Here is a 22,179-nt window from a genome sequence, read left to right on the forward strand (position 1 = left end):
ATGATTGGTGCGAAGAAGCTGACGGATTTCACTATCGAGAAAAAACTCGACGGCTTCGCGATCAAAGAACCGGTATTTTCCTTTAATAAGTTCCCTGGTGTGAATAAGGAACTGGGTCCTGAAATGAAATCGACCGGCGAGGCGATCCGTTTCATTAAAGACCTGCGCGATCCTTACTTCAGGACTTTATATAAAGAAAAGAGCATGTACCTGAGCAAATAACTCCAGGTTTACAGATATTAAGAAGGTCGGTCTTTTATAAAGGCCGGCCTTTTTACTTTTAGGTAGATGGCGTCGTTAATTTCATTCTTGTTGTTCTTACACAAATTTTTTTTTCAGGTTGATTTGATCCTTTGAAGGTCGTATCTGTCTTATTTTTCCGTCGGCAACCTATATTGTAACTATAACACAATTGTAGTGAAACTGACTATTTCTCAACACGTTATATGAATCCCTTCCCTAATTTTATACTGATTAAAAAATCAGGCATGTTTGTTACTCAATTTAAACGCGCGCCTTTCGTGCGTTTACTGCCGCCACTGGTGGCAGGCATTCTTCTTCAGCATTATCTACATTTTACCTTGTTGCCACTGTTTGGGTGTATGGTGCTGGCGACGGTATTGCTGATTAGCATGCAGTTTTGGGGCAAACGGCTTGTATTCGTGCTCAAGTGGGGCCGGGGAGTATTGGTCTTTTTTTTGAGATAATGGGCTCCCTGGCCCTTTATGTGTACGACGCGCGGAATGGTCCCGGGTGGCTGGGTGGCGTGTTGGCAGATAGTAGTGTATTGCAGGCGGTGCTACTGGAACCGCCGGTGGAACGTGCCGCCTCGTGGAAAGTGTTGGCAAGGGTGCAGGCGCAATCGGTGAATGGCAGGCAAGCTGACTGTTTCGGGAAAGTGTTGCTCTACTTCGCAAAAGACAGCATCGATCTGCAATTGCAGTATGGCAGCCGGTTGTTGCTGTATAACAAGCTGCAATGCGTCGCGGCAGCGGGTAATCCAGGTGCCTTTGACTACCGTGCTTACTGCGCACGGAATAATATTTTTTACCAGGCCGATCTCCGCAGTGCCGATTGGCACCTACTGGCGGGCAATGAAGGAAATTGGCTGATGGCGGCGTTGCTGAGGACGAAGCAATATTGTTTGTCGCTGTTGCGAACCTATGTACGTGGCGAACAGGCATCCGGTCTGGCGCAGGCGCTGCTGATTGGCTACCGGGAAGAACTTGAGCGCGATATCGTACAAGCCTACACGAATACCGGCGTGGTGCATATCATTGCTATTTCCGGCCTCCACCTCGGGCTGATATATGTCAGTCTGCTTTGGCTCCTGCAATGGTTGCCTGAAAAAGTTTGGGTCAACTGGACAAAAGTGTTGATCATACTCATGGTGTTATGGGGTTTTTCTATTATTACCGGCGCATCGGCTTCGGTACTGCGTTCTGCGGTGATGTTTACCATGATCGCAATTGGTCAGTTCCTGCTTGCGCGACATACGAACATATATAACACCCTGGCCGCGTCGGCCTTCCTGTTGCTCTGTTATAATCCCTACTTTATTGCGGATGTTGGGTTTCAGTTGTCGTATCTCGCGGTGTTAAGCATCCTGCTGTTTTACAAACCCATATATGCGTGTTGGGAGCTGAAGTGGGTGTGGACGGATAAGCTATGGCAGATGGTGGCGGTATCGCTGGCGGCGCAATTGCTCACCATCCCGGTGTGTTTGTACTACTTTCACCAGTTCCCGAACTTATTTCTATTGGCCAACCTGGTGGCAGTGCCGTTGTCTACGGCTATTTTATATGGCGAGATATTTCTGGTCATATTTGGCGGCGTGCCGCTGATAGTGGGCTGGTTGGGCAAGGCGGTGGAGTGGGGGATCATGGTCATGAACTTCGCTGTGGATTGGTTAAACCGGTTGCCTTTCGCGGTAACCGATAACCTTTGGATGAACGGTTACGAGGTGATGCTCTTGTATGGATTGACCGGCTGCATAGCCGTGTGGTGGTTGATGAAGCAGAAGTATGCGTTCTTCATTTCCGTGGGAGTGTGGCTTGTGTTGGCTGCGATGCATACCGGTAACCAGCTGCGTGCCCAACGGCAAAGACTGTTAATTGTGTACCAATTGCCGCGTCAAAAGCTGGTGGCCCTGGTGGACGGGCAGCGGCAACAACTGATAGGCGATACCCTGAGCGCGCAGCAGATGAATTATAGCGTTCGCCCTGTTCAAATGTATTATCGCCTCAAAAATGATAGCGTGGCGTACAGGCGGCTCGGTAACTTTATTCAATTTTATCATATCCGCCTCGTTATGATCGATGGGCGCGATACTTATCAACTATCTTCCCACAAGCTAAAAACGGATTATATTTTGCTCTCACATAATCCTCATGTAAGTATCAGGCAGTTAACACAACAATTTGAGTTTTCGGCGGTTATATTTGATGCGTCGAACCATGCGAAACGCATTCAGCACTGGAAAAATGACTGCAAGGCGCTAACTTTGCGCAGCTTTTCGGTTCCTGAGCAAGGGGCCTTCGTTTTAAATCTCTAATTAATTATTACCATTCATGCAAAAGCAAATTAAATCTGCATTGATCTCCGTGTTCTATAAAGACAACCCGGAGAATATTGTTAAGAAACTCGGAGAACAGGGTGTAACTATCTATTCCACAGGCGGAACTCAGCAATTTATTGAAGCGCAGGGCGTGAAATGTGTGGCGGTAGAAGATGTTACGGCATATCCTTCTATACTCGGCGGCAGGGTTAAAACCCTCCACCCTAAAGTGTTTGGTGGCATCCTTGCCCGTCGCGAAAATGCGCAGGATCTTGAGCAACTGGCACAATACGAAATCCCGGAAATCGACCTGGTGATCGTAGACCTGTATCCTTTTGAAGAAACGGTAAAAAGCACCAAAGAAGAACAGGCTATCATCGAAAAAATCGATATCGGCGGCGTATCCCTGATCCGTGCGGCTGGTAAAAATTATAAAGACGTAGTGATCGTGGCATCGAAAGATCAGTATGCAGATCTGGAGCAGGTGCTCACCGATGGCAACGGCGCCACTACAATTGAACAACGTCGCAGCTTCGCTGCCAAAGCGTTCGAAGTATGTGCGCACTATGACGTGGCCATCGCTGGTTACTTCCTGAACAACGAGTCTACGGATTATTTCCGGTATCTGCTCCGGCAGGCCAGGTGTTGCGTTACGGAGAAAACCCTCATCAGAAAGGTGTTTTCTACGGTAACCTGAACGACCTGTTCGAGAAACTGCACGGCAAGGAACTGTCTTACAACAACCTGGTCGATGTAGACGCCGCCTGCCAGCTGATCGCTGAATTCAGCGACACTACTTTCGCGGTAATCAAACACACTAACGTTTGTGGTGTTGCTTCCCGTCCGACCCTGGAAGAAGCCTGGAATGCTGCACTGCAAGGTGACAAAGAGAGCGCTTTCGGTGGTGTGCTGGTCTGCAATAAAGTGGTAGACGCGGCCACGGCTAAAGGCATTACAGAAATTTTCTTCGAAATATTGATTGCTCCAGGCTTTGAGCCTGCTGCACTGGAAATTCTCCGGGCGAAAAAGAATCGTATCCTGCTGCAACAGAAACAAACAGTACAAGCTAAACACATGTATAAAAACATGCTGAATGGCGTGCTGGTACAGCAAAACGATGAAGGTAGCTTCGTTGAATGGAAAGAAGTGGGCGCGGCAAACAGCACAGCTGCCCAGAAATCCGACCTGGAGTTCGCAAACATTGTATGTAAACACCTGAAGTCCAATGCAATCGCACTGGTTAAAGATCGTCAGCTGGTAGGTAAAGGCTGTGGCCAGACCTCCCGCATCGACGCGTTAAGGCATGCGATCGAGAAAGCAGCCCAGTTCAAATTCGACCTGAAGGGCGCTGTGATGGCTTCAGACGCATTCTTTCCTTTCGATGATTGTGTTCGCATTGCTGATGAAGCCGGTATTACTGCCGTAATTCAGCCAGGAGGTTCTATCCGCGATAACGATTCAATCGAATATTGTAAGCAGCACGGCATGGCGATGGTGGTTACCGGTATGCGCCATTTCCGTCACTAAACGGATTATAACAAGCTGATTTTATAAGCCGGCTAAAGGCACAGCAGATGGACACCCTCGGGCACATCGCGTTGTGTTTTTAGCCGGCCTTTTTTGAAATGTAGAGCCGACCCACCGGCATCTCACCCCAATTGCATAAATATTACCGGAAATTTTATACTATTGCCACTGAGAGATGAACTTTTGCGCCAACATATGAAGCCTGATGCAGACGATGCTGCGTTGGTCCGGGAATACAAGGCTAATGGACAGCTGGACACCCTAGCGGCGCTGTATCAACGCTACATGGACCTTGTCTATGGTGTGTGTCTTAAGTATCTCGACCCGGAAACTGCCCGTGACGAAGTGATGCAGATTTTCGAAACGCTGATAACCAAGCTACAACAGCACGAAGTTCAGAATTTCAAGAGCTGGCTCCACGTGCTTACCCGTAACCACTGCCTTATGAAACTGCGCGCCGCAAAAGGCCGCGAAGGACTCGAAGTGCCGTACGATGAACGGCCGGTTATGGAAAACGAAGAAAAATATCATCATGCAGAAGAAAATGGCCCTGGTCTTGAAAACAACCTGCAGGCCATGGAGAAATGTCTTGAAACGCTGCCCGAGGAACAAAAAAGAAGTGTAGACCTGTTCTTTCTACAGGAAAAAAGCTACCGGGAAGTGGAAGCGCTGACGGGCTATGACATCAAAAAAGTAAAAAGTTATATACAAAACGGCAAAAGGAACCTGAAGCTTTGCATGGAAAAACAGGCACTTAAAGCGGAAGGAGGTGTGAAATGACGGAAAAAGGCAAACATATAACCCCCACTGCGGAACTCATCCGGCTTTACCACGAAGGAAAGCTGGATGACCGGACAATGCACGACCTGGAAAAACAGGCGCTGGACGACCCATTCCTGGCAGACGCGCTGGATGGTTTTGCCGCCGCTCCCGCCGCCGCGGAGCCACAACACATAGAAGATTTACAAGCCCGGCTGGCAAAAAGAGTCAATTCTCAACAGGGAGGGCGCGTACGCCGGATAAGTTATTATTGGGCGGCAGCGGCAGTCTCACTGCTCGTCATCACCGCCGGTTTGTTCTGGATGATGCAGGCACCGCAAGAGAAAGGTGTAGTGGCCAAGCAGCTAACAATAGAAAATCACCAGGAGGCCGATACCGGTAATCGCAACATGCTGAAGAATGGAGTAGTGCGGGATACGGCATCTGTTGCATTAAGCAGTGCTGCCGAATCTGCAGGTGAGCTCGGTCCTGTAGTAACACAGGAAAAGGTAGTGCCCGCGCCCGTCGTAACAGCAAAAGATGCGCCGGTGGCAGCAGCTGCGGAAGCGAAAAGCGAAGATTACCAGGGTTTTGCGGATGCAGTGCCGTCGGTCCCCAAAAAAGAAATGCGTATTGACACGGCCACAGCAGCGAATATGCCCCGTAGGCAGCAGGCATTGGCGGCAAGAGAAGTTGAAAGCCGCGAAAAGGCATATACTGCAAGTATCCTGCGGGATAGTATGATGTCGAAAAATGCCTTTGCCACCGGGATAAACGCAAACGGTCAGCGATTCCAGCAGAATATCGTGCAGGGCCGTGTAACCGATGCCAGCAACAATCCATTGCCCGGCGTTACCGTGTTCCAGAAGAATAGACGCAATGGCGTGGTAACCGACAATCTCGGTAATTTCCGCATGCAGCTGGATACGGGAAGAACCGCATCGCTGGCAGTAAATTATGTGGGGTATGACAAACAGGAGGTCGCGTTAAGGCCAGGCGATAATAACCTAAGCATCGTCCTGAATGAAAGTCATAACGCATTAAGCGAAGTGGTAACGGTTGGTTACGGAGCCCAGATGAAAAAAATGGAGCGCCCATTCAACCTCCCCGTCCAAAAGATGGTTTTGAGGAATATGATGACTATCTCGCCGCCAACACGCAGTACTCCCAGCATATGCGACTGGTCGGCGTAAATGACAGCGTACAGGTGTCGTTTGATGTAACACGTGACGGTAGATTGGAAAATTTCAGGATAGAGAAGGGGTCAGGACTGGCTACAGAAGTAGACAAAGCCGCCCGTGCGGAAGCTATCCGCGTGATTAAAGAGGGCCCGAAGTGGGCACCCGCATCAAACCATAAAAAGACAAGGGTAAAGATATTTGTGAGGTTCCGCCCCGCGAAAAAGCAAGAATAACTATTTCTTCCTGTCCTTCCACATCTGGTTAAACGACTTCGGCGCAAACACCGGCATATCACGCTCACTTCCCCAGGCTTTTCCAAACAACTTGCCGATTACCAGGTTCTTAACACGTCCACTTGCCAGGTTCATCATCTTCCTGCTCAGGCACGCCTGTTTCCAGCCATACCATCCCAGTTTTCTCCTCCGGAAGTATGATTTTCATCCACCGCGCGGGCACGGTTATGCAGCAACAGTTCGTGCAGGTTGATGCGCACGGGGCAAACTTCCGTACAATTTCCGCAAAGTGAAGAGGCAAAGCTGAGGTGCATGTATTCGTCCATTCCCTTCAGGTGCGGTGTAATCACTGCGCCTATCGGGCCGCTGTAAGTAGTGCCATAGGTGTGGCCACCAACGTTTTTATAAACGGGACAGGCGTTCAGGCAGGAGCCGCAGCGGATGCAATACAATGCCTCACGCGCCTCCACATCCTGTAAGATGTTTGTCCGCCCATTATCCAGCAATATCACGTACATCTCGTCCGGACCGTCCGTCTCGCCGTCCTGGCGTGGACCGGTAAAGATGGAGTTATAAGAAGTTACTTTCTGACCGGTTCCATATGTTGCGAGCAACGGCCACAGGAGCGCAAGGTCGGTCATGGCAGGAAGCACCTTTTCGATGCCCACGATTACAATATGTGTTTTGGGAAATGCGGTGGTGAGTCGGGCATTGCCTTCATTCTCGGTTACACAGATCCCACCAATTTCAGGAATAATAAAGTTTGCGCCTGTAATACCGATTTCGGCCTGTACATATTTGAGCCGCAATTTCTCGCGTGCTACTAATGTCAGTTGTTCCGGGGTGAGGCCGGGATCAGTACCCAGCTTCTCTGCAAATACGCGGGCCACATCTTCCTTACTTTTGTGCATGGCCGGCGTAACGATGTGATATGGTGGCTCTCCATCCAGCTGCTGAATATATTCGCCCAGGTCCGTTTCAATACTTTCAATGCCATTCTGCTCCAGGAAGCCGTTGAGGTGAATTTCCTCGGTCACCATGGATTTACTTTTCACCACGGTTTTGCATTGCTTTTCGCGGCAGATGTTGAGGATTTCCTGTTGCGCCTGTTCGGTTGTTTCCGCCCAAAGCACTTTCCCGCCACGCTTTATGAGATTCATCTCGAAATCTTCGAGATACTTATCGAGGTTTTCGATGGCCCTCCACTTAATGTTCTTTGCACGCTCACGAGCCATGGGCAGTTCCGCAAACTGGTGCTTGCCGTTCTTCACTGCCGCATTGTACTTTCCTATGTTGAAGTTGATGGTGCCGCGATGTTTGAGGTCTGCAGCCTTATCCTCACTCTTCTCCAAAAAAGTGGTTGCCGTCTTGTTCATAAACTTGTTTGGGTAGTATCGATCCGTAAAGATAGAGAACTTTCATATAGCAACCGGTCTGAATTACGGGCTGCTAAATCTCATTCTCATATTGCTTTGTTGCAATCTTGTCCAGCACTTCATAAAATTCCGTGCCATATTTACGCGTAATCGCCTCCTTCAAAAAACGATACACCGGAACTTTCAGCTTATTCCCGTTTTTACATGCGGGTTTGCATACGTCCCAGCGGTCGTAGTTCACGGCCTCAAAAGATTCGTACTTGGTAATGCGGATGGGATAAAGGTGGCAGGAAATCGGTTTTTGTAATCGATCACGCCATCGTAATAAGCCTTTTCAATCGCGCAGCCCACAATCCCGTTGGCGTCGATATGTGCGTAGGCGCAAATTGCCCCGTTGATGATCGGCGTTACATAACCATGTTCGGGATCGATGGTGTGGAGTCCTGTTTTTTCTATTTCGCGGATGCCCTCTTCACGGAGATAAGATTTGATCTTCGGATAAATTTCCTTCAATGCTTTCAGTTCCGCTTCTTCAAGCGGCGCTCCACAATCCCCGGCAACACAACAGGCGCCTTTGCAGGCGGTCAGGTTGCAGACGAAGTTTTTTTCAATCAACTCGTCGCTGATATATTTATCGTCGATCACTATCATAGTGCAAAGTTACCGCCATTTCAGCGTTCCGACAAGGTGCTCCATATCGGCCTGTAAAAACTGGACTACCGGGGCCAGGGAATCGGCGTTCGGCGGCGCGTAAAAGTAGAGCGCGCCCCTTAGAAAATGATGGGTAGAATCCGTTACAAAAAACTGTTTGGCAGAGGCTGCATTACCGCCTACATCATAGTACAGGCCGTAAACGCGGTTCTCCGTCGTAATGTCCCGCTCGTTAATATACTCGGCTTTATAAGTATGCTTATACGTCAGCCGGAAGGCGTCATTTACCAGTTGGTCGAGGTTATTTTTACCACCAATAGTTTTATAGCTGAGGTAGATTTTACTGTTGAATTCCGGGATTTCCAGGTTAATCCAGTACGGATTTTCGGGAGAAGCGTCAAAAACACGGTATCCTTCACAATGTTGCCATAAGCGGGGTATTCAAATGTGTAAGGATATCCCGGTTCGTCAAACACCTTGTATTCCTTCTCCGGAAGGGGTATTTTGAAGTATCCCCTCGGTTTCGGTGTGTAAGTACGCTGACAGGCAGACGCTGCAAAAAGCAGCATCAGCGCCCCTAAAATCGGATAGTATCGTCTGTTCACAGAAAATTATGCGGTTTCGATACCGGATTTAATGCTCACCTGTATTTTCTGGATGCGCATCTTATTTACTTCAAGTACGGTAAAATCATAAGCTCCGTAGCTGATCACGCTGTTTTCGTCGGGGAATTTACCCGAAATCTCCAGCAATAATCCGCCCAGGGAATCACTTTCGCCCTTTACCTCTTCAAAAGTATCCGGTGCTATGTTCATAATACGGCAAACGTCGTTTAACATCGTTTTGCCCTCAAATACATAAGTGCGGTCATCGACCTTGTTAAAGTTGAATTCATCTTCATCGAATTCATTGATATCGCCAATCACTTCTTCAATAATATCTTCCAGGGTTACGATGCCCGAGGTGCCGCCAAACTCGTCCACCACCACGGCAAAATGCATGTGGCGGGTCTGGAACTCGTTCAGAAGGTCTTCGATCAGCTTGTGTTCATGCACAAAAAATGGCTGACGCATTACCTCGTGCCAGTCGAAATTGGCGGGTTTTCCGAGGTGTGGTAGCAGGTCTTTTGTATGAATTACGCCTACGATCGTGTCAAGGTTATTTTTATATACGGGTAAGCGTGAATAGTGCAGGTCTGCTACCTGCTTCACCACGGTATCGAAGTTCGCGGTATATTCAATGCCGCTTACATCCAGGCGGGTATGCATGATCTGCTTCACCGCGATGTTTCCGAACTTCAGGATGCCTCTGACAATATTTTTCTCTTCCTGCGATGCATCGGGGTCTACACTCATGGCTATCACCTCATCAATTTCCTGGTAGTTTACCGGTTTGGTATTGCGGTGAAACAAACGGCTTTCGATGCCTTCGCTTAAGCTCACAAAAAAGTCGCTGATGGGCTCCAGTGTTGCGTGTACGAGGTTTACGAACCAGGCGAAATAGGTGGCAAACCGAATATTATTCTGCGCCGCCCATGCCCTTGGCAGTATTTTTCCGAAAAACAGCAGTACGATCGTGATCAGCGCTATGCGCACCACGGCCGAAAGTACCTGCAGGCTTTGCAGGGCCTCCATCTGGTTAATCAGGTAGTTCGTGGTAAAGATGAACGAAATGTTCATCACGATGTTGCATATCTGCAAGGATGCCAGTAACGATTTCGGTTTCTCCAGCAGTTTGGTGATCAGTTTGCCGCTCTGGCTCTGACGGGTTTTTAGTACGTTCAGGTCCTTGTAATTCAGGGAAAAGAAAGCCACTTCCGCGCCGGATACCATGAACGAGAATAGGAGCAACATGAATATGACCAGCAAAAACGCCACCAGGTTAGGGGTTGGCGTCGCCGGCGCCTGAAGTAAGATAGTGTCCGTAAAATGAATGCTAGCCGGATGGTAAGCCAAGTGATAACGCTTTGGTAAACAATCAAAAATAAGGGGAAAGTAATTCAGGTCATTAGATCAGAATCGCTTTCCCTTTATGCAAATATATGGAATGTATTAATGCGAAATGTGTTGCGTTTCCCCCGATTGGCTAAAAGGGAAGGTCGTCCGCAGGCTCATTGATTGGCGGTATTTCCATACCCGGGTAGCCTTCACCGCCGGCAGGCGTTGAGCCCGGCGTGCCACCCTGGTGATGATGTATCGAATGTTCGCCATTGCTTACGTCCATGCGCTTGTCCAGCATTACAAGATTGTCGCCCACCACTTCGGTAGCGAATTTTTTGTTGCCTTCTTTGTCTTCCCAACTGCGTGTGCGCAGGCGTCCTTCAATATAAACCAGGCTTCCTTTATGAAGATATTTCTGCGCCAGTTCGGCCAGCCCTCTCCATAAAACAACCGTATGCCATTCTGTTTGGGAAATTAATTTTCCGGCTCTGTCCTTAAATGTTTCTGTAGTAGCGAGGGAGAACTTGGCGACGGCAATGTTGCCTTCGAGGAATTGAACATCGGGGTCCCTGCCTAGATTGCCAATCAGAATCACTTTATTAACACCTCTCATGATTGTAGGTTTTAATCTATTGTTAAAAATTCTTCCTGTAATCAATCAACCTTTCTAAAGTTAATGTTTTTTCAAATCAATACACAAAATTTTCGTGCCAAACAGCGGTGGTACGTTATTCTGAGATTATTTTTCAGTGCAGGTTACCGGCGATGAGTATTTCCTTCAGTCGCCGTTGTATCACTCATTACATCGGCAGCGCGCTGTTCATCATTGTCGCAATCGCACCTGTGCATCACGATATCCAACCTAAGCCGGTTAAATAACTCACCATCGTTTTCGGGAACGCGTATTGGTCCAGGTTGCGCAAAGGTACTGCTGTAAAGCCTTCCAGCGGGGGCAGTGCTTTGGCGAACTGCAGGTGGATGAACCGGGCGAAGATCGTTTGGTGCGTCAGTTGTTGCTTTAATGGTGGGGATACTTCCGTAATCGTAAACGCCTGCTTCCCGACCATTTTTTTAAATGCGGGCAACTTTACCAATGCCGCAGGATCTGTTTCTTCCGGTGTTTCCAAAAGCACCAGTTCGTGTAAATTCTGCCATATATCTTTCTCCATCCGTTTGTGGATGTATACATGGCCATTATGTTCCATCAGCAGGTAGTTGAAGTACCGCTTTTTAATTTTCAGCTTTTTGCTTTTTACGGGCAGCGCGCTGACGGTTCCTGCTGAATAGGCTTCACAATGACTGTTCAAAGGGCACTTTTCACAATCCGGCGACTGTGGTTTGCAAACCACCGCACCAAAATCCATGATGCTCTGGTTAAATTCCGCGGCCTGTCCTGCCGGCAACATTTCATCCGCCAGGGCAGTAAATAACTTTTTGCCGGCAGTGGTGTCAATCGGCGTGTCTATATTAAAGTACCGCGAGAGCACCCGGTATACATTGCCATCCAGCACGGCATGCGGCAGGTTAAAGGCAAACGATGCGATGGCTGCCGCGGTGTATGCACCCACGCCTTTCAATGACACAATACCTTCATATGTATCTGGAAATCTACCGTTATGCACGGCGGCGACCTGGCGGGCAGCGGCCAGCATATTTTTACAACGGGCATAATAACCGAGCCCCTGCCACAGGCGGAAAACCTCTTCATCGGCCGCTGCGGCGAGTTGCAGCACATCAGGGTATTGGGAGGTGAAGCGTTCGTAATAGGGCCAGCCCTGCTCCACACGGGTTTGCTGCAGAATAATTTCTGAGAGCCATATGCGGTAGGGGTCCTTTTCGCCTTTCCACGGCATTTGGCGGCGGTTTTGGAGCTTATTCCAGCGTAAAAGAGCGGTCGAAAAAAAATTTTTGGCTAATCACAAGAATAAATCTTTATACATTCCAATTTTTTTATATATTCGTGTTCTCGAAAAGTCACTATTTAGTGATTTTGAGGGAAGAAAATGCTGGAACAGGGGCTAAAATAGCTGATTTTTGATGGTGTTTATCCATATGAATTTTTAGTAAATTTTAGTGGCTTGAAAATTCGGCAATTAAATTTTTTTGAATAACTTTGAAACAAAGTACTAATCCTCCGCTCTATTATGAGAAAAGCTGACTTAATAAACAACATTGCTGAGAAAACCGGCATACCCAAAGTAGACGTGTTAGTTACTCTTGAGGCCATGTTCAAGGAGGTGAAAGAAGCGTTAGCTAATGGCGAGCATATCTACATCAGGGGTTTTGGCAGTTTTATCACCAAGAAAAGGGCCGCGAAGATCGGCCGTAACATTAAAAAGAACGTGGCAGTGGAGATCCCTGAACACTACATTCCTGCGTTCAAGCCATCAAAAGAGTTTGTTGCCGAAGTAAAGAAGCTTAAAAGTTCTTAATTTCGCATCCTAACATTTTTTAGGGTGCAGAAATCTCAACTAATTCTTATTGGCGGAGCCATCGCACTGGTGGCTACCTTGTTCATTTATGGACGTACATCTCCTGTGGCCGACAAAAAGGCCGCAGGCGAAGCTATGCCCGGCCAACCCGCAACGGTGGCCGCGGCTAAATTTGAGGATATCCTTCAAAAAGCGAAGGAAAAGGCGCCTGCTGCCCAGCTGGCCGAGATCAACAGCCTTGAGCACGCTGTTGTGAGAGGCGATGTAAAGTCCCAACAAATCGCCGTTAACCGCAAGCTTTACGAAATCTGGGAAGGTCTTAACGAAGAGCCCGTAGCCGCATATTATGCCGGTGAAGCGGCTAAGTTGGAAAATTCCGAAAAAAGCCTCACCTTTGCAGCCAATTTATTTTTTAAGCATTATGGCCACGCCAAAGATGCTGCAGTGATGAAGTGGCAGGCAGAGCAGGCTGTGGATTTGTTTGATAAAGCAATCGCACTGACTACTCCTCCCAAATCTGATACACTCAAATATTATCAGTCCCAGATCCTGTTGGAAACGGGCGAACCGATGGCCGCTGTAAGTAAACTGCGCGAAATCGTTCAAAATAATCCGGATAACGAAGATGCCCAGATCACCCTGGGTAACATGGCAATCACTTCCGGACAGTTCGATAAAGCCATTGAGCGTATGGACGGTTTCCTGAAAAGAAATCCGAAAAACGCGAAAGCAATGTTCATCCTGGCTGAAGCTTACAGAAGCAAAGGGGACAAAGACAAAGCTATTGCGCTATTTAAGCAGAGCCGCGCGTTAATTGCGGATCCCACGTTGGGAGCTGAGATAGACAAGTATATAGAAAGTATTAAGTAATAGATTATTAAACATTTAAATTTCATTAAGCATGCCTTGCGGAAAGAAAAGAAAAAGACATAAAATTGCTACCCATAAAAGGAAAAAAGGCTGAGAAAGAACCGTCACAAGAAAGGTAAAAAATAATACTCCTGTTTCCCGCCATTTATACTAACAGGTATGTTTTGCGGCGCGACAAGAATTTTTTATACAATACTGCATGATTTTAGCGATTATTCTTAAATTGCTGAAGTCATGCAGGCTGTTTAAATGAAATCTGCCGGCAAAATTTCCGAACACGACCTGTATATATCACTAAACCCTTAAGCGATCTATCATCACACGTTATGTGAGAATGCCAGACAATTACGTATGACAACCGCGTAATTGGCTACTTCCTGCTTTTGAGCTCGGGCATTTACATACATAAAAGGTGAAGTATTAAATGGTTAAAATTTTGGACCCTTGAATAAGGAACTTATTATTAATGCAGCACCATCAGGTGTTGAAATTGCATTGCTGGAAGATAAGAAACTAGTGGAGCTGCATCATGAGAGCGGTAACCCAAACTTCGCGGTAGGCGACCTTTACCTTGGAAAAGTAAAGAAACTGATCCCCGGACTTAACGCCGCATTTGTTGATGTCGGTTTTGAAAAAGATGCGTTCCTTCATTACACCGACCTTAGCCCTTACGTTCGCTCCATCCTGAAATTCACCCAGCTCGCCATCAATGACAAATCACCGGAAGGCTTCGATTTTTCTAAATTCAAAAACGAAGCCGAAATCATTAAAACCGGTAAAATCACGGAAGTATTAGGTGGCAAACCTAATATCCTTGTGCAAATCCTGAAAGAGCCCATCTCTTCCAAAGGCCCCCGTCTCAGTTGCGAAATTTCTCTTCCCGGCAGATTCATCGTACTAACCCCGTTTAACGATATTGTTGCCGTTTCCAAAAAGATTCATTCTTCCGAGGAAAGAAAACGCCTGCAGAAAATAGTGGAAGCGATCAAACCGCCGAATTTTGGCGTGATCGTGCGTACCGCCGCCGAAGGAAAGAAAACGGCCGAACTGCATGAGGACTGGTAACGCTCGTGGAAACCTGGAAAAACATCCAGACCAATCTCCACAACGCACAACCGCCGCAAAAGATATTGAGCGAGCAAACGAAAACGACCAGCATTCTGCGCGATCTGCTCAACGAAAGCTTCAACCGCATCGTCATAAATGATAAAAACATTTATACCGATACGAAAACTTATATCCAGAAGATTGCGCCCGAAAAGCAGGATATCGTATCCTACTATCACAACGGCGCCCCCATCTTCGATAGTTTTGGCGTAACCCGCCAGGTGAAGGCTTCGTTTGGTAAAACCGTGAACCTGGACAGCGGTGTATACCTGATCATTGAAGCTACGGAAGCCCTGCACGTAATTGACGTGAACAGCGGTTACAAAAGCTCCAGCAACAACCAGGAGCAGAATGCCCGGCCAGCAATCTCGAAGCTGCGGCTGAAATAGCCCGCCAGCTGCGCCTTCGCGACTTAGGCGGCATCATCATTATCGACTTTATCGATATGAAGCTGCCCGAAAACAAAAAAGCGGTGTACGAGGCCATGGAGAAATTTATGGCGCAGGATCGTGCGAAGCACACCATTCTGCCCATCTCGAAGTTTGGTTTGATGCAGATCACGCGTCAACGTGTGAAACCGGAAGTAACGATCTCCGTTGCCGAAGATTGTCCGGCCTGTAAAGGCACCGGTAAAATCGGCGCTTCCATGTTAATCGTGGAAGATATCGAGAAAAACCTGCAGTACCTGATCAACCATCAGCACAAAGGACTCAGCATCCGCATCCATCCTATATTACACGCCTATCTGACCAAGGGATGGTTGACGTCACGCCAGTGGAAATGGTATTTCCGCTTCAAAAAATGGATCAAATTAGTGGGTGACTCCAATTATCACCTGACCGAATACAAGTTCTTCGACGCCAACGACGAAGAAATCAAACTGTAAAACATGCGATCTTATTCGAGACGTCCCATCTGGCTTTCCGGATGGGACGTCTTGTTTTGTATATTTACCGAACTAATGCACCCGGTACCCTGTTATTAGGCTTTAATTATTGTATCTCTCATGACTACACGTTCTGTATTATTCCTCGTCTTTACCGCTATGGTGGCTGTTTCGTGTCAGCGTAACGCGCCTAAAAAGCAATTGGCCGTAAGGGACACGTCTCACTACACCAAAGAAGAGTACATTTCACTCACACTCGACAGTAACCTGCTGAACAACTTCCTGGCCCGTGATACGCAGTACGCCGAATATATCCGCGACTTTTATCAACGCAGGAATTATCACTTCGCCTGGATTAACGCCTCGGGTGTTACGGAGCAGGCAGGTAGTTTTTTAAATATGATGGGGATGGACGCCTCGTACGGCATTACCGCCAAAGATTCTTCGTTGTCCACCTTGTATGACACGCTCATTGCACAGGGCGATAAGTTGAAAGCCTCCGACACCAGCATTCCCAGGGCGGAGTTATTACTCACCGCACGTTTCTTCGACTACGCAAATAAAACCTGGGGCGGTCTTACATCCGACAAAGCCCGTGACCTGGAGTGGTACATCCCCCGGAAAAAGATTGATATGAGCAGCCTGCTGGATTCGGTAGTAGCGTCCAAATCGGGCGACCTGGCCGGCAAGGAACCCGTGAATAAGGCGTATAACCTGCTGCGGGCAAGGCTTACAAAGTTATCAGCCTTAGAAAAATCCCCCTGGGATTCTATCCATATAGAAAAGAAGAAAAGTTATAAGAAAGGAGACTCCTCGTCCGTTATAGCCACTGTAAAAACACGCTTACTCGCCCTCGAAGATCTCAAAGAAAGTGATACTTCCCATTTGTTCACCGCAGCACTGGACTCGGCGCTGAAAATCTTCCAGACCCGCCACGGCCTTACTGTAAACGGCGTAATTAACCAAAGCACCGTAAACGCACTGAACGTGTCACCCGCCAAACGCATCCGCCAGATACTGGTCAACATGGAACGTATCCGCTGGGTACCCGTAGACCCGGGAGGGAATTACATCCTGGTAAACATCCCCGAGTTCCGCATGCATATTTATGAAAACGATAAACTCGCATGGAGCAGCAATGTGGTGGTGGGCACGCCTGCCAACAGCACCGTGATCTTCAGCCGCGAGATGAAATATGTAGTGTTTGCGCCGTACTGGAATGTACCGCCGGGCATTTTAGGCAGCGAAGTATTGCCCGGCATCAAACGTAATGCGGGATACTTGGCGCGTCATAATATGGAAGTGGCAGGCGCGAGTGGCAATGTAATACCGGCATCGTCGATTAACTGGAGTAAATATACCGCGCGCAATTTTCCATACATCATCCGCCAGAAGCCAGGTGGCGCCAATTCGCTGGGCCGCGTGAAGTTCCTGTTCCCGAACGAATACAATATTTATTTACACGACACGCCGTCGAAAGGGCTGTTCAACGAAACCAAACGCAGTTTCAGCCATGGTTGTATCCGCGTGTCAGAACCCCGCCGGCTGGCTACATACCTGCTGCGTAACGACAGCAGCTGGACCGAAAAACGGATCGATGCGGCGATGAGCGCCACCAAAGAACAATATGTAACACTGAAGTATAAACTGCCCGTATTTATCGGCTACTTCACCGCATGGGTGGGCAGCGACGGACAACTCAATTTCCGCGACGATGTGTACGGCCACGATGCTAAACTGGCAGCCGCCCTGTTTGGCAAGTAGTTACCGGCCGGCCATTTTTTCGTATACCCGTTGCAGTAAATAGTAGCCTGGTGGCAGCAGCATACATGCCGTGACTACCAGTACGAAGTAAAGGAATTCACTGTCCACTGCTTCCGCCAGGCCATGTTGCCCGAACGCAAGAAGTGAAACCACACCAATGTTGTATACCAGGTGTATGAGTATCGACGCATATAACCCGCGGTGCGTGCGGAGATAAAACAGCCCGCAAAGCAATCCCAGTAAGAATTTGGGTAACATGTAAGCCGGGTTTAACGTGGCCACCGCGTAGATGAGTGATGATTGTAACAGCGCATATGCAGGCGGGTGTTTCTTTACCAACCCGTTCAGGACGATACCGCGGAACAGCACTTCTTCAAGAACCGGCAGCAGCAAGGCCGAACCCATGATCGACAGCACATTATCTGCCTGTACCGTCGCGAAGCTTACGGCCAGGAACGAAGGGACAGGCAACAACTTCAGCAGGATATCCCGCAGCACGAACATGGCTAACCCCATGATAATAGCGAGTACTGCTACTGATGGTTGCAACCTTGCGCGGGTGGAAATTTGGAAGTTCTCTGATTGGGCGGTGAGCATGTATACAATGATCACGGCACAGGCGGGCAGGTAACTCCACAAACCGGGTTGAGGCGCGGGTGTAATAAATAAAAGAAAAAGTGTGGCGCTGAAGATGAACAGCACGATGTAAAGAATAGCCAGTATAAGCCAGGCCTCTTTTACGGACAGTCCGTTTTGGCTGCTGACACGCATATAGTTTTTCAGGTATCCGGTTATGGGTTAAATACAAATTTGTCTTTCTCTGCTAAATCGGGGAACGTACTAAAAGGCGCAAATTAGTATAAATAAATAAGTTATCGGCCTGTGGCATACCGCAGTTTCGTGCAGTAACTGTCGAAAATGATGGAAAGCCGCGCTGAACATGTTATTTTTGCGTCATGGAAAAACAGATCATTAAGACAGACAAGGCGCCGGCTCCTATTGGTCCTTACAACCAGGCGGTAAAAGCAGGCAATACGCTTTATATTTCCGGCCAGGTGGCCATTGATCCGGCTACGAACGAAGTGAAGAAGGGGGATGTGACGGAAGAAACGCACCTGGTGATGAAAAACCTGCAGGCTATCCTGACCGAAGCAGGTTACAGCTTCGGCGACGTGGTGAAGAGCACTATTTTTATCATGGACATGAACGACTTTGGCAAGATCAACGAAGTGTACGGATCTTACCTGGATGGCAACTATCCCGCCCGCGAAACCGTGCAGGTGGCCGGTTTACCTAAAGGTGTAAACGTAGAAATTGCTATGATCGCTGTAAAATAACTGTTGCGCATGAACATCCACGGTTATTGGTGATGCATGGCGTTGGGAACAGTGGAAGCAGGAAGCAGGAGCGGAGGGCATGGAGTGGGCAGCAATGCTTTCTGAAGTAAGGGCCGACTGGCAGCAATACCGGCTGGTGATCGACCTTACATTCGATGACTTCCCCGAACGGGCAGGTGTTTACCGCACGATGCCCTGGCTCACTGTTTTGGCGAACATGCCGAAAAGCTCGTGGAAAACACTGCGCGCTGCGGGACAAACATCGTCCAACATCATTGGCATTAATCTGCTGCCGGGTTTCATGCACATGAAAGTAAAAGAAGTAACACTGGCGTTTCCCGAACAGCAGGCCATACTGCCTGCCTTGCTGCAGCCACTCGGCTGGCAGTTCGAAGTGGTGGGCGACCAGGTGGGCATGGTGACCCCGCGCGTAGTAAGCATGATCATTAACGAGGCATACTATGCCGTGGAACAACAGGTCGCTTCCCGTGCAGATATTAATACCTCTATGAAACTGGGGACCAATTATCCCTGGGGGCCGTTCGAGTGGTGCGAAAAAATAGGTGTGCAGCAGGTATACGAACTGTTGCAGGCCGTGCATGCCGAAACCGGCAACGAACGATACAAGATTAGTGAACTGCTGCGCGCCGAATATCTCCGGCACAAGGAGGCGCTCGCAGCCAACAGTGAAAATAGTGGCGCTGATACTTAATATAGATACCGCAACCAGCATTGGCTCCGTTTGCCTCGCAAAAGATGGCGAAGTATTGCATACCATCCGGAATGCCGAACAACGGGACCATGCCGCCCGATTACCTTTATTTGTCCGGGAAGTATTGCAGACTGCCGGTATCACTTCCGCGCAGCTGGATGCGATTGCGGTAAGCGCCGGTCCAGGTTCGTATACGGGTTTACGTGTGGGAGCAGCCACCGCAAAGGGCCTTTGCTATGCGTGGAAAAAACCCCTTATTGCTATTGGAACGCTTGAACTGATGGCCAATGGCATGATCAACGCTACCGGCAATAAAGATGCCTTGTACTGCCCTATGATCGATGCGCGCAGAATGGAAGTGTTCACCGCTGTATATGATGCATCTATTACGCCATTGCTGGTACCCCAGGCGCTTGTGCTCGACGAACAATCTTATCAAAACTGGATCACAACTTCTGGCGATATATTATTTTTTGGTGATGGCGCCGCCAAGTGGCAACCAATGGTAGCCGGTGCGCAAAATGCAAAATTCCCCCATACGAGATTTCCGCCGCAGATATGGCCCCACTCGCAGATAAAGCCTTCATTCAGAATAAGTTCGAAAACGTCGCTTATTTTGCCCCCAGGTACCTCAAAGCCTTCTTCCATCCGGGAAGCAAATAAGTACTAAGCCGGTCTGTCATAGAATTGTCAAATCATACGATTTTGGCATCTAATCGGGCTTATATATTAAAAAAGAAGGTATAGAAATTTTTTTTTTATTGTGAGTAATATTATAATTTTGTCTAATAATCGATACCCGAGATTGTTTTCTAACAGTCGCGTTATTACTGTCCGTTGATCCCTGTCATTTCATTATTATTTAAAAATTATTTTGCGATGGAAAAAACATTATTAACTACCTCTTCTAATACTCTTATTATTTCTAGGGGTAACAATGAAAAAGATCAGATCAAATTGGATTACATTGCCGTTAAAAAGGCAGCAATGGTACTGAGAGCCATCAACCATAAGCTGCGCCAGCAGATGATCAAACTGTTGGAAGACCATAAACGCATGACCGTGACTGAGATTTACGTTAAATTACGCCTCGAGCAGTCTGTTGCTTCACAGCACCTGGCTATCCTCAGAAGGGCCGGAATCGTTATCACAGAGCGTGATGGCAAGTTTATCCACTACACCATCAACAAACAACGTATTGCTGAAGTAGCGAAGTTTGTTGAAGAGCTGGTAGGCTAATATCTTTTTCAAGTCCGCTTTGCGGCGCCAAACATATTGAAGGCTTTCTCACGCAGGTGAGAAGGCCTTTTTGGCTTTTTACGAACCGATAAGCCCATCAATAATACCCATATCTTCCATTAGTTATTAATCGTAACTTCATGCTCCCCGAAGCCCAACCCTTCGGCTTAGATTTATTAACTTTGTGAAAATCAAAAACCATGTTCATTAAGCAGTTATATACGAACTGCCTGTCAGAAGCAGCTTATTTTATTGAGTCTGACGGTGTAGCTGCCGTAATTGACCCATTACGCGACATCGAAGTTTACGGAACTGGCGAAAGAACGTAATGCTACCATTAAATACATTTTTGAGACACACTTCCACGCCGATTTCGTATCCGGTCACCTCGACCTCGCCACTGCCACTAAGGCCCCGATCGTTTACGGTCCTGATACGGTAGCGGGTTTCGACTTCCACAAAGCAGCCGACGGAGAAGTTTTCCAGATAGGTAAGATCAGCATCACAGCCTTACACACACCCGGTCACACACTGGAATCTACCTGTTATCTGCTGAAAGATGAAGCAGGCGCAGATCATGCCGTGTTTACCGGCGATACGCTGTTCGTAGGCGATGTTGGCCGTCCCGACCTGTTCAGCGGCAACCTGCAGAAGGAAGACCTGGCCGAAATGCTGTTCGACTCCCTGCAAAATAAGATCAAGACTCTGGCTGATAACGTGATCGTATACCCTGCGCACGGCCCGGGTTCGGCGTGTGGTAAAAACCTGGGACCCAATACCCATAGCACCATCGGTGAAGAAAAGAGTACCAACTATGCACTGAAGGCGGAAGATAAAGCCGCTTTCGTAGAGGAGCTCACGAGCGGGCTTGCCGCACCGCCACAGTACTTCCCCATCAACGCAAAGATCAACAAAGAGGGGTACGATGCGCTTAACAATGTAATGGAGAAAGCCAACGTTGCCTTATCTATCCCCGATTTCAAAAAGAAAGTAAAAGAAGGCGCCGTTATCCCGGATACGCGTCATGCCAATACGTTCACCGAAGGATTTGTACCCGGCTCTATCAGCATCGGCCTGGAAGGTCGTTTTGCAGAGTGGTCGGGCAGCCTGTTACCATTCGATGAGCCAATGGTACTGGTAACTGAGGCAGGCAAAGAAGAAGAAACGATTATTCGTCTCGCCCGTGTTGGCCTGGACAAAGTAGAGGGTTTCCTTGCCGGTGGATTTGAAGCCTGGCAGGCAGCCGGTGAGCGCATCGATATGATCATTACCGTTGATCCGGATGAGTTAGCCATGGATATTCCCCACGATAATAACCTCGTGGTAGTGGATGTACGCAAACCCGCAGAATATGCGGACGGTCACCTGAAAGCGGCCATCAACCTTACGTTGAGCGATATGACCGACCCTGGTAACCTGGCGGATTTTGAAGACACTCACAACCTGTATGTACATTGCGCAGGCGGTTACCGAAGCGTAATAGCCTGTTCTTTGATGAAACGGGAAGGCATACACAACCTGCGTAATGTAGCGGGCGGTTATGGTAAGCTGAAGGAAACGAAAGGCATAGAAACCGTACAGGAGAAGAACGTACTGAACTAAGTTTTC

At 48.1% G+C, this 22,179-nt stretch carries 25 protein-coding genes and 3 pseudogenes; 19 read left to right on the forward strand and 9 right to left on the reverse strand.

Annotation, left to right across the window (positions count from 1 at the left end; genetic code table 11):
- The 8 genes from MKQ70_RS29205 (at position 1) to MKQ70_RS29235 (ending at position 6,257) form a co-directional block, all read left to right on the forward strand.
- Complete coding sequence (locus MKQ70_RS29205; RefSeq protein WP_248077638.1) at positions 1 to 222, forward strand: hypothetical protein; 222 nt, start codon at positions 1 to 3, stop codon at positions 220 to 222.
- 266 nt (positions 223 to 488) lie between these two features.
- Complete coding sequence (locus MKQ70_RS29210; protein ID WP_248077640.1) at positions 489 to 707, forward strand: hypothetical protein; 219 nt, start codon at positions 489 to 491, stop codon at positions 705 to 707.
- Entirely contained in the window at positions 707 to 2,554 is a 1,848-nt protein-coding gene (locus MKQ70_RS29215; RefSeq protein WP_248077647.1) for a ComEC/Rec2 family competence protein, read from the forward strand. The genes MKQ70_RS29210 and MKQ70_RS29215 overlap by 1 nt, the downstream gene beginning before the upstream one ends.
- Positions 2,555 to 2,570: 16 nt before the next feature.
- Positions 2,571 to 3,254: a hypothetical protein gene (locus tag MKQ70_RS39960; RefSeq protein ID WP_282456862.1), complete on the forward strand. Its 684-nt coding sequence runs from the start codon at positions 2,571 to 2,573 to the stop codon at positions 3,252 to 3,254.
- Entirely contained in the window at positions 3,200 to 4,084 is an 885-nt protein-coding gene (locus MKQ70_RS39965) for a hypothetical protein (RefSeq protein WP_308199240.1), read from the forward strand. Before MKQ70_RS39960 ends, MKQ70_RS39965 begins: the two co-directional genes overlap by 55 nt.
- A 195-nt stretch (positions 4,085 to 4,279) precedes the next feature.
- On the forward strand, positions 4,280 to 4,864 hold the full coding sequence (locus MKQ70_RS29225; RefSeq protein WP_248077649.1) for an RNA polymerase sigma factor: 585 nt from the start codon (positions 4,280 to 4,282) through the stop codon (positions 4,862 to 4,864).
- Entirely contained in the window at positions 4,861 to 6,036 is a 1,176-nt protein-coding gene (locus MKQ70_RS29230) for a carboxypeptidase-like regulatory domain-containing protein (protein WP_248077651.1), read from the forward strand. Before MKQ70_RS29225 ends, MKQ70_RS29230 begins: the two co-directional genes overlap by 4 nt.
- The gene (locus MKQ70_RS29235) at positions 6,018 to 6,257 is read left to right on the forward strand and encodes a TonB family protein (protein ID WP_248077653.1); all 240 of its coding nucleotides are present in this window, start codon (positions 6,018 to 6,020) and stop codon (positions 6,255 to 6,257) included. Before MKQ70_RS29230 ends, MKQ70_RS29235 begins: the two co-directional genes overlap by 19 nt.
- On the opposite strand, the gene MKQ70_RS29240 is transcribed toward MKQ70_RS29235, so the two are convergent.
- The 8 genes and pseudogenes from MKQ70_RS29240 to mutY form a co-directional block, all read right to left on the reverse strand.
- Positions 6,258 to 6,395 (reverse strand): hypothetical protein, encoded by a 138-nt coding sequence (locus MKQ70_RS29240; protein ID WP_248077655.1) that lies wholly within the window; start codon positions 6,393 to 6,395, stop codon positions 6,258 to 6,260. It abuts the gene before it with no gap.
- An 8-nt stretch (positions 6,396 to 6,403) separates the two neighbouring features.
- Entirely contained in the window at positions 6,404 to 7,633 is a 1,230-nt protein-coding gene (locus tag MKQ70_RS29245; protein WP_248077657.1) for a LutB/LldF family L-lactate oxidation iron-sulfur protein, read from the reverse strand.
- 73 nt (positions 7,634 to 7,706) lie between these two features.
- A pseudogene (locus tag MKQ70_RS29255) lies at positions 7,707 to 8,284 on the reverse strand (DUF3109 family protein).
- A 9-nt stretch (positions 8,285 to 8,293) separates the two neighbouring features.
- A complete protein-coding gene (gene gldD / locus MKQ70_RS43450) occupies positions 8,294 to 8,656 on the reverse strand; it encodes a gliding motility lipoprotein GldD (RefSeq protein ID WP_443657968.1) in 363 nt (120 codons plus the stop codon).
- Positions 8,569 to 8,853: a hypothetical protein gene (locus MKQ70_RS43455; RefSeq protein ID WP_443657969.1), complete on the reverse strand. Its 285-nt coding sequence runs from the start codon at positions 8,851 to 8,853 to the stop codon at positions 8,569 to 8,571. The genes gldD and MKQ70_RS43455 overlap by 88 nt, the downstream gene beginning before the upstream one ends.
- A gap of 42 nt (positions 8,854 to 8,895) precedes the next feature.
- Positions 8,896 to 10,161, reverse strand: a complete 1,266-nt coding sequence (gene gldE / locus MKQ70_RS29260) for a gliding motility-associated protein GldE (protein ID WP_248077668.1) — start codon at positions 10,159 to 10,161, stop codon at positions 8,896 to 8,898.
- Between the two features lie 208 nt (positions 10,162 to 10,369).
- Positions 10,370 to 10,837, reverse strand: a complete 468-nt coding sequence (locus tag MKQ70_RS29265; protein WP_248077670.1) for a single-stranded DNA-binding protein — start codon at positions 10,835 to 10,837, stop codon at positions 10,370 to 10,372.
- Positions 10,838 to 11,072: 235 nt separating this feature from the next.
- Positions 11,073 to 12,113, reverse strand: a pseudogene (mutY, locus tag MKQ70_RS29270) (A/G-specific adenine glycosylase); the annotation flags it as partial.
- A gap of 255 nt (positions 12,114 to 12,368) precedes the next feature.
- On the opposite strand from mutY, the gene MKQ70_RS29275 reads away from it, so the two are divergent.
- From MKQ70_RS29275 to MKQ70_RS29290, 6 genes and pseudogenes are all read left to right on the forward strand, one after another.
- Positions 12,369 to 12,656, forward strand: a complete 288-nt coding sequence (locus tag MKQ70_RS29275) for an HU family DNA-binding protein (protein ID WP_029464490.1) — start codon at positions 12,369 to 12,371, stop codon at positions 12,654 to 12,656.
- A 24-nt stretch (positions 12,657 to 12,680) separates the two neighbouring features.
- Complete coding sequence (locus tag MKQ70_RS41615; RefSeq protein WP_248077674.1) at positions 12,681 to 13,526, forward strand: tetratricopeptide repeat protein; 846 nt, start codon at positions 12,681 to 12,683, stop codon at positions 13,524 to 13,526.
- 816 nt (positions 13,527 to 14,342) lie between these two features.
- Positions 14,343 to 14,525, forward strand: a pseudogene (locus tag MKQ70_RS42885) (ribonuclease E/G); the annotation flags it as partial.
- 71 nt (positions 14,526 to 14,596) lie between these two features.
- Entirely contained in the window at positions 14,597 to 15,022 is a 426-nt protein-coding gene (locus tag MKQ70_RS39980; protein WP_308199244.1) for a ribonuclease E/G, read from the forward strand.
- A 32-nt stretch (positions 15,023 to 15,054) separates the two neighbouring features.
- Positions 15,055 to 15,519: a ribonuclease E/G gene (locus MKQ70_RS39985; RefSeq protein ID WP_308199565.1), complete on the forward strand. Its 465-nt coding sequence runs from the start codon at positions 15,055 to 15,057 to the stop codon at positions 15,517 to 15,519.
- 120 nt (positions 15,520 to 15,639) lie between these two features.
- Positions 15,640 to 17,283 (forward strand): L,D-transpeptidase family protein, encoded by a 1,644-nt coding sequence (locus tag MKQ70_RS29290; RefSeq protein ID WP_248077683.1) that lies wholly within the window; start codon positions 15,640 to 15,642, stop codon positions 17,281 to 17,283.
- Here the strand turns inward: MKQ70_RS29290 and MKQ70_RS29295 are convergent, their stop codons facing one another.
- Positions 17,284 to 18,054, reverse strand: a complete 771-nt coding sequence (locus MKQ70_RS29295; protein WP_248077688.1) for a CPBP family glutamic-type intramembrane protease — start codon at positions 18,052 to 18,054, stop codon at positions 17,284 to 17,286. It lies immediately after the preceding gene.
- Positions 18,055 to 18,239: 185 nt separating this feature from the next.
- Here MKQ70_RS29295 and MKQ70_RS29300 point away from each other — a divergent pair, with 185 nt between their 5' ends.
- The 5 genes from MKQ70_RS29300 to MKQ70_RS29320 all read left to right on the forward strand — a co-directional run bounded on the left by MKQ70_RS29300 (position 18,240) and on the right by MKQ70_RS29320 (position 22,173).
- Positions 18,240 to 18,620 carry a RidA family protein gene (locus MKQ70_RS29300; protein WP_248077690.1) on the forward strand — a complete coding sequence of 127 codons (381 nt, stop codon included), beginning with the start codon at positions 18,240 to 18,242 and terminating at the stop codon, positions 18,618 to 18,620.
- Between the two features lie 79 nt (positions 18,621 to 18,699).
- On the forward strand, positions 18,700 to 19,332 hold the full coding sequence (locus tag MKQ70_RS29305; RefSeq protein ID WP_248077691.1) for a 3-hydroxyacyl-CoA dehydrogenase family protein: 633 nt from the start codon (positions 18,700 to 18,702) through the stop codon (positions 19,330 to 19,332).
- Positions 19,316 to 20,002 carry a tRNA (adenosine(37)-N6)-threonylcarbamoyltransferase complex dimerization subunit type 1 TsaB gene (gene tsaB, locus MKQ70_RS29310; protein WP_248077693.1) on the forward strand — a complete coding sequence of 229 codons (687 nt, stop codon included), beginning with the start codon at positions 19,316 to 19,318 and terminating at the stop codon, positions 20,000 to 20,002. The genes MKQ70_RS29305 and tsaB overlap by 17 nt, the downstream gene beginning before the upstream one ends.
- Before the next feature lie 209 nt (positions 20,003 to 20,211).
- Positions 20,212 to 20,571, forward strand: a complete 360-nt coding sequence (locus MKQ70_RS29315) for an ArsR/SmtB family transcription factor (protein WP_248077696.1) — start codon at positions 20,212 to 20,214, stop codon at positions 20,569 to 20,571.
- Between the two features lie 279 nt (positions 20,572 to 20,850).
- Entirely contained in the window at positions 20,851 to 22,173 is a 1,323-nt protein-coding gene (locus MKQ70_RS29320) for an MBL fold metallo-hydrolase (protein ID WP_248077698.1), read from the forward strand.
- The last annotated feature ends 6 nt before the right edge of the window (positions 22,174 to 22,179 follow it).

It is taken from the genome of Chitinophaga sedimenti, from assembly GCF_023156195.1.
GTDB lineage: Bacteria > Bacteroidota > Bacteroidia > Chitinophagales > Chitinophagaceae > Chitinophaga > Chitinophaga sedimenti.